Here is a 12770-nt window from a genome sequence, read left to right as displayed (position 1 = left end):
ATAAAAGTCCAAGGAGACTACGCTCAACGGGGTATCCCGGATCCAGAGTATCCACCATAAGCGGAGGCTTTTGTTTTCAAGAAAACATTTCGTTTCAGTGCCGTTCAGCGAGAATGCACCATGATACATCATCACATTAGGAGGTGATGTATTGATTCGGCTCTCTGTTATCCTGTGCGCCACTCTGGCGGCTTGCTCCGCACAGCATTCGGGTGCAGATAGTGACGGCTACGCCTCGATCGTCGAAGCGCCGCCCTATACGCCGATCACACAGCCTGGCCCCGACACCTATGTGCCGACTATCGAAGACCGGCGCATGCGCTTTGCCGATGCGCTGGAAAACCAGCACCTGCCGATGCTGCGCCGCCTGAAGCGCGGCGAGATGGGCAATTTCGGCGGGATCGATTGGCGCTGGACCGACGGGCCGGAAAATGACGGCATCGGCACCGTTCGCGCCATTGCCTTCTTCCTGCGCGATCCGGCGGCGTCGCTTTCACGCTACACCTCCGATCCGCTGTTCAGCGCGGCAATGGCCGGGTTCTCGCGCGCGGATCAGGATCGGGTCGTGCGCGGCTGGGCAGAGCGGATAGGTATCGAGCGAGCCTCACCCGGCTTCGGCAATATGGGCGTGCCGTGGTTGACCATTACCATGTCTCGCGCAGAGTTCGTTGCTTTGCAGGAAGAGAAGGGCTGGGCCATTCCAGCCAACCTGCTTCTTCGCTTCGATCCCCGCGCCGATCCGGAACTGCCAGCGGTTTCCTCCGATGCGAAACAAGCCGTTCGCTATTATGCGCAGCAAGAACGGCTCGTCGGCCCGACGCCCGACATCGCCACATTCGAAGCGGTGGTGCTGCGCGATGGTTGCCTGTTTATCGATGGCCCGGGTGACGATGATCCGCTGGCGATGTTTCCGTTCACCGTTGGGCTGTATCGTGATGACGAAGGCTATCTTGCGTTCCGTCCGCGCAATTCGTCGGACCAGCGACAGCTGGGGCGCGTGGGCACGCGGCTGCAGCTGGGCCACCAGCGGGAAGTGCCCGATCCGCCCGCAGGCCTGATCGCCGCGTGCGGATCGCATCGCGTGGTAGCGGTGAGTTCAGCCGACCAGGCGGCAGGCTATGGCAACGACTGGTTCGCCGTTCGCGAATACCGTGACCGCGAAGGGATCAGCAGCGCCGAAGCGATGCGCCGCGCCAATGCCTGCCTGCTGGAACAGGAACAGACGATGGCGGACAATCGTCTGCGCGGCACGCGCGCGCACCCTACGCAATGCGCGAAGCAGTATGGCATTTGGGGCAATCCGGGCGTGCCGCCTCCGCCTCCGCCACTGCCGCCCGATGCCCGGATTACGCACGCAACAGAACCGCTCCGCCCGCCTTCTCCGCCCAAAAAGCTGCAGCCAACGCGCAATGGTGTGTGCCGATTCGAAGAGCGTGATCCGTCCGAGCGACCCAAGGTTCTCATCGCAACCAATCACTCATCCAATATGATTTTCTGGGCCGATAAAGGCGCGGCGCTGTGGGATCATCCCAACGGCTTTATCGACGAAGGCATGGTGCTGCCCGGCTTTCGCATCGTCGCCGAGCGTGAGGGGCTGCCCGATTTGTGGATTTACCCCAACCGCGACGGGCCGATCTATCTCTATTCGGGGCCGGAGATTTTCGAATGCCGACAACCGGCAGACTGGTAGCTGTGTCGGGCGCGCTGTTGCTTGCTGCATGTCAGAGCGCGCGCGAACAGCCGCGGCCGATCACTATCGCGCGCGACGCTTTTGCGGGCGAAGCGCTCTATCGCGGCACGCTCGAAATTCGCGACGGGTGCATCGTGGCTCCGAGCTATCAGCGGAATTTTACGGTGCTGTTCGATCCCGACGTCGTCCTCACCGAGAGCGGCGACGGACTCTACGAACCGCGCACCGGCAACACCATTCAATTTGGCCACAAGATGCAGGGCGCCGGCGGTAATTTGCGCGAGAACGGCAAGGGATGGCCGATTTCCTATATCGAGCGTTTCTATGGGGTTAGCATCCCGCGCGCATGCCCGAAGGGCAATGTTATGCGGCTGCACAAAATGGAAGAGGTTGCCGAATGAAGTTTCGAGGGGCCGCTGCCCGGCTGGCGGTATTGAGCGCGTCCATGACGTTGGCGGCCTGCACCGCAAGCAAACCGGGAGGGGACGTTTCCGAACCGTCACAGCCGTTCCGGGCAGACTTCAACGCGGACGGCTTTGCGACGATCTTGTCAGCACCGCCTGCCGCGTTCGATCCTGTCGAGCCAGCACCGCCCGCACCGCGCACGGCAGATCAGGATGCTGCCGATGCGGAATTCATGCGCGTCGCCGATTATCAGAATAGCGTGATGGACGAGGTTCAGGCGCTTGCAGAGCGACTGCGCAGGGAAGAGCGAGGAAATTTCCAGACCCTGCATTATGACAATGAAGGCGAACTCGGTGTCGTCTTCGAATTTTTGCGTGATGGTCCTGCCACGCTGAGTAAATATAGCCGCAATCCCACGTTTCGCGGCGAGACCGTGCGCTGGTCGCAGGAAGAGCTGATGGCCGCCGCCGACTTCATGTGGGAGACCTTTCGGGAAGATCGCGTGATTCAGGGGACGGGCATCCGCTCGCAGACGGTCAATGTCGAGATCATTGTCTCGGAGGATGAATTCCGGTCGCTGGCCAAACGCAAGGGCGTGACCTTACCCGAGCAGGTGGAACTGGTCTTTCGCGCCGCCCCTGTTGTTCCCATCAGCAGTCCGCCGCGTGCGGCTGTGCGCGACGAGGCCGTTCCCGTCGCCGTTGCACCGCATATCCGCATCTTCCCGCGCCATGACCGGCCCGCAGGCGCGCTGAATGCCATCAACAGCCAAGTCAAAGTGGTGCTGAACGATGGCTGTTTCCGCGCTGCCGACCGCGATGATGCGCTGGTGCTATTCCCCTTCGGCGCGCGCCTGTTCGTGGACAGCGCAAATTATCTCGCATTCGGGTCGGCAGAGACGCCCCGTTATGCCCGCGTGGGCGAGACATTGACCTTCATGGGCTCCGTTTACGAGGTGGATATCCCCGAACTGATCGATCCGATCCACGCCGCCTGCGGGCGGGGCAAGGTCATCAAGGTTGAAGGCCTGGAAAGCGCCAATGCGCTGGCGCGGCAGGGTGCCGTGGACGACAATGCCAATGCGCTGCGACGCCTGCAAAGCAGCTATGGCCTTGGTGAAGCTCAGGCGCGACGCGCGATGGCATGGCTCGACCGGCGGCAGGCGGCCAATCAACAGGTGATGCAAGAGGGCATCGCCCTGCCGCCGATCACCGCCGCGATGACCGTCGACATACCACCGCGCCCGGTGATGGACGCATCCGAATGTCCGGCGGGCACCAGCCTCGTGTCCGGGCTGTGCCGTACGCCGGAAGGATACTTGCGACCACTGCCCGAATGGCTGGCCGAATTTCTGGAGCAGGATAAATGAGAGCATTCTTGGCAGGCGCGGCCAGCGTGCTGCTGGCAACCGGCTGCACGACCACGCCCGCACGCTCCGTCGCTGAAGGTACACAGCAGGCCACCTCTTACGACATCACCTCCGGCCAGGCGCAGCTCGCGGCAAGGCTCTATCCCGTGCTCGCCGAAGCGGCAGAGCTGAACGACGATCTGTTTATCTCGCCGCTGTCACTGAGCGAAGGCATCGGCCTCGCTTTGCCCGGTGCAAGCGGCCAGACCGAAGCGGAAATGCGCGCCCTGCTGGGCTGGGACGCTGCTACAAGGCCCGAACTGCTGGTAAAGGACTATAATCGATTTCTGACGCGGACGGGAGACGACAAGGTGGCCTTGTCGGTCGCCAATGCGCTGTGGCTGTCGGATCGCCTGACGTTTTCGCCGGACTATCTGCGGACGGTTAGGGACGGATTTGGCGCGACGGCGCGGGCGGTCGATTTCGGCGGCGACCCGCTGGGTTCTGCCGCGACGATCAACGGCTGGGTCAGCGAGCAGACCCGCGAGCGGATTAGCAGCATCGTGGACCCCGCCGGGTTCAACGATCTTACCGCCGCCGTGCTCACTAATGCGGTATGGTTCAAGGCAAACTGGTCAGTGCCGTTCGAGGACGGCTCCACCGGCGAGTTCACCCGCGGCGACGGGACAAGGAAGCCCATCTACATGATGCAACGCATCGCGCCGATGGCCTACCGCGAAACGCGTGAGGGGCAAGCGGTGCAATTGCCCTATGGCAAGGACGGGCGCTTCACCATGGAAGTGTTTCTGCCACGCGACATGGCGACCCTGCGCCGCTGGGAACGCGATCTGAACGGTCTTTCGTTCAATCTCGCCACGCAGGGTAGCGACGGCAAGTTCGATCTCGGCGCGGCAGAGAAACGCGAAATCCTGCTCCGCCTGCCGCGGTTCGAGGCGCGTTTCGATGACAGCGTGAAATCGGCGCTGATCGCAGCGGGCATACCCTGTGCCTTCAGCGACAATTGCGCAGACTTCTCCGGTATGGCTGCCGCGCCGCTCGCGATCGACGATGTCGCGCACGCAACCTTCCTCCGTGTGAACGAGAGAGGGACGGAGGCAGCGGCGGTGACGTCAGTGAAGATCGTCGTGACCGGTTCGCGCATCATGCCGGACGTGCCGTCGATGATCGTCGATCGCCCGTTCCTGCTGAGCATCCGCGACCGGGCCAGCGGCGCGCTGATCTTTTTCGGGCGCATTGCCGACCCCGATCCAGTGGAGAAGGCCGAATGAAACACCTCCTTGCTGCCGCCAGCCTGATGGTGCTGGCGCACGCCCCTGCTGCCCATGCGCAGGACGAAAAACCACTGTCCGAGACTTGCCCCAATCTCACGGCGGAGGAAATCGACGGGATCGAGAATTTCAAGGGGCCCTATTCGGAAACCGCGATTTACGCCCGCACCTATTGCGTCAGCGTGGAGGAGGCCGATCGGCGCTTCCAGATCCAGCTGCGCGGCTCCATCGGACCGCGCGACGAACCGGGGCCACGCCCGCAAGGTCCGCCAGACGCCGATCCCGGCTCGCTTCAGGGGCTGCTGCGCGAGAAGGAGCCGGACACCTTCGCCGGGCTGTGGATCCAGCACGAGCCGACCTACGGCATCGCCGTGGCCTTCACCCGCGATGCGGCGGCGACGCTGGCCAGATATACCAGCGATCCGATCTACCTCCCCGTCGAGCGACCCGGCCCGTCGCTGATCGAATTGCGCGATACGCAGGACCGGATCGTCAACGATCTCATCCGTCTCGGCTTTGCCTGGCACGGCGCGGGCGCGAGCGAGATGACGGGCACGGTGGAGATCGATCTCGCGCAGGAAGCGGCGCCGATCCGTGCGGCAGCGGAGCGCGGGGAACTGGACCTGCCCAACTACGTCATCCTGAAAGAGCCGCCTGCCTTCCCTCTCGCCCCGCCGCCGAAACCTGCGGGCGACACGCGCGTGACGGGCTTTCCGCAATTTCCCAATCGCACCGATGGCGGTATCCGTACGCTCGTGGGTGTCCCCGATGTGCCCGCGCGGCTCGAACTGCGGGACAATTGCCTGTGGCTCTATCCCGAAGGCGAGGAGCCGAAGATCGCCGTGTGGGAGCGGCACATGGCGCTCGACCTGACCGATCCGCAGCGGGTAGCCGTGACGAGCCTGTTTTCCGGCGCGAAGGTCTATGCGGACAGCCGCGTGGTCCTTACCGGCCTGCAGCCGGGCGAAGTCACGCCGCCGGAAAATGTCGTCGGCAATGAAGGCTGCCTCGGTCCCTATCGCGTCGTGCGCGGCATTCAGCCTTACGAACAATGGGCAGCAGCCGCGCGCGAGAGTGCCATTTCCATGCGCCAGAACGAACTGGGAAGCCGGGCCGCTGCCATCGCAGATTACGAGGCCGACATGGCGCGGGTCGCCGAACTCAAGGCGTGGCGCGACGGCGTGATGCTGGAGCGCGGCGATGTGGTTGCACAGATCTACGTCGACGAGGGGCAGGGCACGGCGCATATCTTCCACACCGCCGGCACCAGGAAGGAGGCCTTGGCTCCTGCCGCTCTGCTTCCTTTCGTAACCGCACAGGAAGTCCCGCACGGCGCCAGTGCGTTGCGTGAAGCGAAAGATGCGATCAAGGAACAATTACGTGCCGCCGATATCGCCGCTGAAGTGAGGATCGACGACCTTCAAGGGTTCGTTTCCGTCCGCCCTGCCGACCTGATGGCCATTGCTGCGGTAAGCCAGCGCGATGCGATCGTCTGGCCGGCGCTCATGCGGGTCGAACCGGACTGGCAGCAACCCTTCTTCAACCCCGACATCCCCGGTCGCCGCGAAGACCCTGAAGCGATCTGGTATCCACTGGAGGCGCATCCCGATTTTGCAGCCATCCGGGCCATCGTCGAGGATACGGCCTTTGCCACTTCCGAACCGCCGCCACCGGGCCAGACGGAATGGCGCGAGGTCATGCGCAAGCCCTCGAAAGCCGGATCGCTGCAGCGCACACACATGCTGGTCGCCTATGGCATCGGTGTGGAAGATATCGAGGAGCTGCGCCGGGCCGGGTTCGATCCCGTCACCGCGCTCGAGGACATGAACGGGCGGCAGACGCTCGAAAAGCGGGCCATGACCGCGACCGATATCGTCATCGCCGAACCGGTCGGGATCGACCTCAGGGATCCGGGGCCCGACGGGTTCTTCTCGTCCGTCCGCTGGAGGGTCATCGAGAATATCAAAGGCGACACCTCCCCGGGAACCGAATTGCGCCAGCGCATGGCATCGGGCGAGCGGGCGAACGAGGCGGGCGAGTTCGTCTATGGTCAGGGGATGGACGAGCCGTTCCTGATCCCCGGTCTGCCGCAGTCGCTCGAACCGGGATCGCGCTGGGTGTTGCACCTCAACGACGCGCTCTATCGCCATATGGCCCACGTCCACGGCGGCGAAGGCGCGGCGCGGACCGAGGGCGACTGGTACATCTCGATCCCCTGGATTTCGCCCGCCCGGATCGATGAAAAGGGGGTCGCGCGGCCCGTCAGCCTCTATCCCGGGCCCATCCCGGTCGAAGAACTGCGCACCCGCATCAGACCCATCCAGCAAGCCTATCGCGTCAAGGGACAACAGGTAAGATGATCCGCAAGATCTTCCCGGCCATCGCCATGGCTGCCGCAATCTGCAGTGTCGCTCTTGGCACACCCGCACAAGCCTGCATGTACACGCAGCGGCCCGAGCCGGTGGGCTACGCCAGCGGACAGTATTTCGCCAAGGTCATGCTCGATGCCGCCACCTATGTGGATCTCGTCCTAGTCGAGGATGACGGTGTTCGCGCCCTGGGCGAGCAGCCGAGCGGCGTGCTGACCCTGCGCACCCTTGCGCGGCTCAAGGGCAACAGCGCCGACCGCTTCACTGTGTTCGGGCAGGGGATGACGGTCAATCGCGAGGCCGAGCGGGTCTTCTCGGCCCCGCTCGAACATTTCACGAGCGACACGGGCCAGGTCACTCCGTTCGCCTATAATCGGGAATGGGTCGGCCGCCTGCTCCCTCAGCAACGCACCGATCCGCCTGAGCCGAAGTTGCCGGTCACATCGTGTACGCCGTCCCCCATTTCCGCACAGACCGGGCGATTCTACGTCGTGATGCGCGACAGCGAGGGGCGCGTGATGGACAGGCTGGCGCTGAGCGACGGCAGGAGCATCCAGCCCAATCATCCGGCCTTCGGCTTCGTGCCGGTGTCGCTCGACGACGAAGCCTTCTGGCTGTGGTCGGTGCGTCTGGCGGCGGCGGGTAGCGATCCCGGGCTCGCCGGGCCCACGCTGCTTCACCTCGAGCCCGGCAGCGACGGAGTTGCAGCGGAGCGCGCGATCCGCGCCGCCGGCGGCAAGGTGCGCGCTGCTTTCTACGATCGCGGCGGCTTCATCGAGGAAGTGCGTCCATCGCCCGAAGAACAGGCCCGCCCGTGGTTGTCGAGGGTCGGTCCCTATCTCGCCGGTAGCCAGCTCGGCCGCGTGGGCGTGCCCTATCATGGCGGGGCGGAATATCTGCGCGAACATCTCTCGCCGATGCAGCGCTATGGCACCGGGCTGGCCTACGAAGTCGCGCAGGCTTTTACGGTTTCCATCCGCAAGTCTGGGGAAGCGATGGGCGAGCCGCACCTTGTTGCTCTGGAAGTCGACGGCGAGGCGCAGGGTTTCGCTGGCCAGAGCTTCGTCGCACGGGTTGGACCGCTGGATGTGGAGACCGGTGACATGTTGCAATTATCGGGCGTGGACGAGGCCTCGACCTTCGCCACCATGCAGAGAATCGAGCGCAATATCTGGCTGCTCAACGGCGGCGCGGGCAATCGGCAGGGCTCTCTACCTTGAGATTGAGTTGTAGTTGGGCCTGCGCCGCCATCTTGTTTCTCTGCGCTTGCAGCGAGCCGACCGATATCGTCGTGCCCGAACCGGAGGTGCAACCCTCCATAGGCATCTCGCTCGACGGTTTCGGCTTCTCTTTCCCAGTCGGCCTGACTTTCGATGGGGCGACAGAAACCTGCGCGAAAGGTGCGAGCGAATGTCCGTTGGGGGACGACAGTGTTCACCTGGTCTGGCGTTCGGGCGACCTGCGGTTCGATTATGCCCTCGATCAGTTCGGAAAAGCGATGGAAGACGATCATTGGGGCGATCCCATTACCATCAATGGCCGGCCCGCCTTTCGCAAACATCTGGCCGATGGCGGCACGCGCTATCTGATCACCAACCATTATGACGGCGCGACCAGTGCAGCGGTGGCAATATGGCAAGAGCAGGAAGAGCCGATCTTCTGGGGGACCTGCTACAGCGATGCCGATTGCGACGCGGTGCTGGAAACGCTGGTCAGCGTCGGCATGCGGAGCGCGGAGCAGGAATGCGGACTGATGTTCCCGCAGCCACCGCCCGAATTCGTGCCGCCGCCCGGCTACCGCGAAGGCCCGCCCGTTATCCCGCCACCGGTCGCCCCGTTGCGGGATCCGGAACCATCCGCCCCGCCTCCACCACCCGCTCCGCGACCGCGCGACGCGAAAAATCTTTGCAAGGATTACGTCGATGTCCCTTAAATTTTTTGTTGCTATCGCTGGTCCACTCGCGCTCTCAGGCTGTGCCACTTCCGGCCCTTCGCGCGAGCCGCCAGCCATGCCGCTGCCGCCTGCGCCGCAGTCGTCAGAGCCAGGAAGACTCGCGCCGATGACCGATGCGGTGAAGGCTCTGTACGGCGAATGGCGGCCGGTGTCCGGGCCGGGTGTATCGCGGGAAGACAGGCTTACCATCTGGAGCCCGATGTTCTCCTTCGGCAGTGGTTGTGAGCTGACGCAGGGCCAGCTGCGCGATCTGGGCGATGGCCGATACGCGCTAGACGATTACACACGCCTTGCCTCGCATTGCAATCCGCAGGAGCGGCTAGCCCCGTTCGATACCGGTGAAGTGCGCATCGTTCCGGTTGATGGCAATACAATCCGGATCGAGCGCGGCGGCGAAACATGGGTGTTCGCCAAGGTCGATGTGGCAGCGACTGTCCCGCGCGAAGATTTCGTGCGCGGTGAGTGGCTGCTCGCCGACCAACGCGGAAGGCCCTATCGCGGCGAGGAACTAACCCGCGTTACCTTCGGACCAGAATACAGCGTCGATGCGGAAAACTGCGATTTTGCTTCTAATGGATGGCACACCGACCGCGATGGAGAAGTGCGCACTGGTGGATCACGCTACCGGATGAGTGAACGCTGCCGAGTTCGGACGCTGGGCGACGAGTTGGCGAAACTTGCCGGCGAAGTCAGCTACCGCGCCGAACCGTTCGAAACCCGGATGACGGTTATGATTGGGAGAGAGCGCGCCACCTTGGTCCCTGCCGCACGCTTTCCCGAACTCGCTCCCGAGGCTGAGGCAATCGAACCGCATCCATGGGCTGCGAAGCTGGCCGAAGCAGCAGCGCGCATGGCACCGGAACTGCGCGATGGCATCGCCCTGCGGGCCATCGGGATCGGCGGAGAGGGGCAGCCGGGTGTCGAACAATCCGCAGATGCCCGCGCCCTCGCTTTCGCAGGGCTTTCTTCCTGGCAATATGCACAGGCGCAATCCGCCGGGGTGGTTCCCGCGGCAGGTGGCACTTCGCGGACCCTCGCCGAAAACTTCGCCATCGCACCCATCGTCGTGCGCGCGGTGCTCGAAGGAATTCGTCCGGTCGATCGCGGCGACGGATTGTCGCTCGATTATCTCTATCGCGTGCGGCAAGGGTGGCGCGGCGGAAGGCAGACGGGCGACTTGCTGCTCGTGCGCATGCCCGCGCTGGACGGCAAGAGCCGCTCGCCTGTTATCACGCCTGAGCCGGGGGCCGAAGTGGTGCTGCTGGCCAGTCGCACAGGCTATCTGGCGCGCAGCCTGATGGAAGGTAATCCACCGTCGTTCGACACCCGCGTGGTCCAGATGACATTACCGCTAATGCGGATAGAAGATGGCAGGCTGGCCGAGGCGGTGGCGGGCGTCGATGTGCTGGGGTCTGCCTCCTTTGCCGGAACGTCGGTGGAAGAAGCGCGCGCGCTGGCGATTTCGGTCGGCAACAGAATGGCCGAGCTCGCCCCCCCGCGGCCAAGCGACAATTTCGGCAACCCGACAGTGCGCCGCTATTTCATTACCCGTATCGGGGAGCGCGAACTGGCCGATCCGACCCGTCTTTGGATCGAATACGACGGCAGCACGAATTTTGGCAATCCCCACGGTTATGGCGGGGTTACAGCCTATTTCGATGGCTGCACGCCAGTCGGGAGGGCGCGCTCGGAAGCGGGCTGGATTGTTTATGCGCATGCGGTCGCCTGTCCGGGGAACAACCCAGACGGCACACCGATCACCGAGCCGGCGGTGGCCGAGGTGGTGCGCTGGATCGACGAGCACAGCTTCCCAGACGTTATCTGCGTGAGCACCTGCCCGATCAATCCCGATTACACCGTCCCGCTGCCCGGCGGCGACGTCATCCTGAAGCCGATGCTGCGATGAGACGTTTCGCGCTGCTCCTGGCGGCAGCCCTTTGCGCCTGCCATCCGACATCCGACGGTCAGGCGGCCGATCCGGCGGATAATCGATCGGCGGCCACCATCTCTGACCTGGCAGTGGTCGAGGGAAGCTGGCGGATCGTGCGGATCGGCGGCGAGGCTCTGCCGGTGTCGGAGCCGGCGCCATATCTGGCCTTCTCGGCCGATGCGGCGGGCGGCTCCGTCGGCTGCAACGCCTTCGGCGGCACGGCCCTGTACGCCGACGGGCGGATTGCAGTGCACAGCTGGGGCGGTGATGCGATGGCCTGCCCGGGGCGCGTGGGCGATTGGGAAGAATCGATTGCCGAGCTGTTCCGCGCCTATCCTAAGGTCCGCCTGTCCGGGGATACACTGCGCCTGCGCTCCCACGATCATTTCATCGAACTCACCCGCATGGACAGTGAAACCGGCCAAAGCCGCTCGCCAGACCCGATGCGTATTCCCGTCGCAAATCCGCCGGGCCAGGCGCTGGCCGACACGGAATGGGTAATCCGCACGATCGACGGCGAAACCGCCAGTTCCAGTCCTGACGAACGGCATCTGCGTTTTGCCTCGGACACATGGCAGGGGCTTGCATCATGCGCCACGCTGTTTGGCACATATGAAACTGGCGATGGACGCCTGATCGTCGGTGATGAAATCGCCAGCACCGAACAGAATTGCCGGGGTGACTATGTTGCCCTTGATGATGCATTCGCCGACCTCATGCGGTCAGGGCCGCGTTACCTCGTCGGTCCGAACGGCGAGTTGATTATTGCAGGCGGGGACCACGTTCTTGCGGGAGACAGGGCGCGATGAAGCGGGTTTACCTTTTGCTACCTCTCCTCGTGCTCGCTGTAGCCTGCTCGAAATCCGAGCCGGAACAGCCGCTTTGCGCCTTTGACGAGAATGGGCGTATCGTCATGCAATCCGGCAATGCCGAAGCTGCGTGTATCGAGCCTGCGCCTATCCCGACAGGTGCCCTACAAGAGCGGAGCGGCCGCCTCACGATCCTCGAAGCGCCTTTGCCACCGCCATTTACTAATCTCGACAAAAAATGGCCGCCCGATCCGATTGAAGCAGAGCCGCAAATCGCTCGCCCTGCGATGCCGGCAGAGCTATCCTACTATATCAGGGCGTTCCCGCAGGATCGAGAGCCGGCGGGCGCCGTGCTCGACCTAGGCAGCCAACATACAATCGTTTTGCGTGATGGGTGCTTCTTCCTGGACCGCAAAGGGGATGACGATCCCCTGGTGCAGTTTCCATACTCCACCGCGCTTGTCGTAGATGAGGAAGGATACCTTGCGTTCGGATCGCGTTACGAACCTAATACGATGGGCAACGTGCGTGTGGGGCTGACCGCAGAAACAGGTTGGTATGGCGAACCTTCCGATCCCGATCCGGCATTGGCTGAAGCCTGCGGGGACCACAAGGTCGTGAGCGTAACGACCGTCAGCAATCCATTCGCCTCGCCCGAACGCTTCAATCCTGCCCTGCGTCGCTATGGCGAACGCAGCGGCGCGACCGATCCGCAAATCCTGCGGCGCGCCAATGCCTGCGCCATGGAGCGGGCGCAGCGGGATGCCGATAGGCGCCTGCGCGATCCAGGCCTCGACCCAATCGACTGCAACCGGTTCTGGGGATTCTGAGGCAGTATGGGCGGCTTGGCATCAAAGAGGATGGCACTACGTCTCGCGCCTGCCACCATTCCCATCGGTCTGCATGAACCTGATTTGATGTCCGCTTTTGAGCGATAGCGAAAAGGCTTCGAATGACCGAGAAGGAGGCGCGTTGC

At 63.6% G+C, this 12770-nt stretch carries 10 protein-coding genes; all 10 read left to right on the top strand.

The genetic code is table 11. The features are described 5' to 3' along the window. The first annotated feature begins 151 nt into the window (after positions 1-151). Genes GRI69_RS13485 through GRI69_RS13440 form a run of 10 tightly spaced genes read left to right on the top strand, consistent with a single transcriptional unit; the run spans position 152 to position 12624 of the window. Positions 152-1690 carry a hypothetical protein gene (locus tag GRI69_RS13485; protein WP_160728794.1) on the top strand — a complete coding sequence of 513 codons (1539 nt, stop codon included), beginning with the start codon at positions 152-154 and terminating at the stop codon, positions 1688-1690. Continuing rightward, positions 1666-2091 carry a hypothetical protein gene (locus GRI69_RS13480; protein WP_160728793.1) on the top strand — a complete coding sequence of 142 codons (426 nt, stop codon included), beginning with the start codon at positions 1666-1668 and terminating at the stop codon, positions 2089-2091. Before GRI69_RS13485 ends, GRI69_RS13480 begins: the two co-directional genes overlap by 25 nt. Then, positions 2088-3464, top strand: a complete 1377-nt coding sequence (locus tag GRI69_RS13475; RefSeq protein ID WP_160728792.1) for a hypothetical protein — start codon at positions 2088-2090, stop codon at positions 3462-3464. Before GRI69_RS13480 ends, GRI69_RS13475 begins: the two co-directional genes overlap by 4 nt. Further along, on the top strand, positions 3461-4732 hold the full coding sequence (locus GRI69_RS13470) for a serpin family protein (protein WP_160728791.1): 1272 nt from the start codon (positions 3461-3463) through the stop codon (positions 4730-4732). The genes GRI69_RS13475 and GRI69_RS13470 overlap by 4 nt, the downstream gene beginning before the upstream one ends. Beyond that, complete coding sequence (locus GRI69_RS13465) at positions 4729-7092, top strand: hypothetical protein (RefSeq protein WP_160728790.1); 2364 nt, start codon at positions 4729-4731, stop codon at positions 7090-7092. Before GRI69_RS13470 ends, GRI69_RS13465 begins: the two co-directional genes overlap by 4 nt. Continuing rightward, the gene (locus GRI69_RS13460; RefSeq protein WP_160728789.1) at positions 7089-8321 is read left to right on the top strand and encodes a hypothetical protein; all 1233 of its coding nucleotides are present in this window, start codon (positions 7089-7091) and stop codon (positions 8319-8321) included. The genes GRI69_RS13465 and GRI69_RS13460 overlap by 4 nt, the downstream gene beginning before the upstream one ends. Then, complete coding sequence (locus tag GRI69_RS13455; RefSeq protein ID WP_237453120.1) at positions 8318-9034, top strand: hypothetical protein; 717 nt, start codon at positions 8318-8320, stop codon at positions 9032-9034. The genes GRI69_RS13460 and GRI69_RS13455 overlap by 4 nt, the downstream gene beginning before the upstream one ends. After that, positions 9024-10961: a hypothetical protein gene (locus GRI69_RS13450; RefSeq protein ID WP_160728787.1), complete on the top strand. Its 1938-nt coding sequence runs from the start codon at positions 9024-9026 to the stop codon at positions 10959-10961. The genes GRI69_RS13455 and GRI69_RS13450 overlap by 11 nt, the downstream gene beginning before the upstream one ends. Beyond that, the gene (locus GRI69_RS13445; RefSeq protein ID WP_160728786.1) at positions 10958-11794 is read left to right on the top strand and encodes an META domain-containing protein; all 837 of its coding nucleotides are present in this window, start codon (positions 10958-10960) and stop codon (positions 11792-11794) included. Before GRI69_RS13450 ends, GRI69_RS13445 begins: the two co-directional genes overlap by 4 nt. After that, positions 11791-12624: a hypothetical protein gene (locus tag GRI69_RS13440; RefSeq protein WP_160728785.1), complete on the top strand. Its 834-nt coding sequence runs from the start codon at positions 11791-11793 to the stop codon at positions 12622-12624. The genes GRI69_RS13445 and GRI69_RS13440 overlap by 4 nt, the downstream gene beginning before the upstream one ends. Positions 12625-12770 lie beyond the last annotated feature (146 nt).

The organism is Qipengyuania vulgaris, assembly GCF_009827325.1.
GTDB classification, from domain to species: domain Bacteria; phylum Pseudomonadota; class Alphaproteobacteria; order Sphingomonadales; family Sphingomonadaceae; genus Qipengyuania; species Qipengyuania vulgaris.
Note: the sequence above shows the minus strand (reverse complement) of the source record. Positions and strands in the feature narration are given on the sequence as shown.

Excerpts from the sequence above, each read along its gene's own strand:
- GRI69_RS13480 (WP_160728793.1), top strand. The coding sequence starts at position 1,666 with ATGCCGACAACCGGCAGACTGGTAGCTGTGTCGGGCGCGCTGTTGCTT.
- GRI69_RS13475 (WP_160728792.1), top strand. The coding sequence starts at position 2,088 with ATGAAGTTTCGAGGGGCCGCTGCCCGGCTGGCGGTATTGAGCGCGTCC.
- GRI69_RS13470 (WP_160728791.1), top strand. The coding sequence starts at position 3,461 with ATGAGAGCATTCTTGGCAGGCGCGGCCAGCGTGCTGCTGGCAACCGGC.
- GRI69_RS13465 (WP_160728790.1), top strand. The coding sequence starts at position 4,729 with ATGAAACACCTCCTTGCTGCCGCCAGCCTGATGGTGCTGGCGCACGCC.
- GRI69_RS13460 (WP_160728789.1), top strand. The coding sequence starts at position 7,089 with ATGATCCGCAAGATCTTCCCGGCCATCGCCATGGCTGCCGCAATCTGC.
- GRI69_RS13450 (WP_160728787.1), top strand. The coding sequence starts at position 9,024 with ATGTCCCTTAAATTTTTTGTTGCTATCGCTGGTCCACTCGCGCTCTCA.
- GRI69_RS13445 (WP_160728786.1), top strand. The coding sequence starts at position 10,958 with ATGAGACGTTTCGCGCTGCTCCTGGCGGCAGCCCTTTGCGCCTGCCAT.
- GRI69_RS13440 (WP_160728785.1), top strand. The coding sequence starts at position 11,791 with ATGAAGCGGGTTTACCTTTTGCTACCTCTCCTCGTGCTCGCTGTAGCC.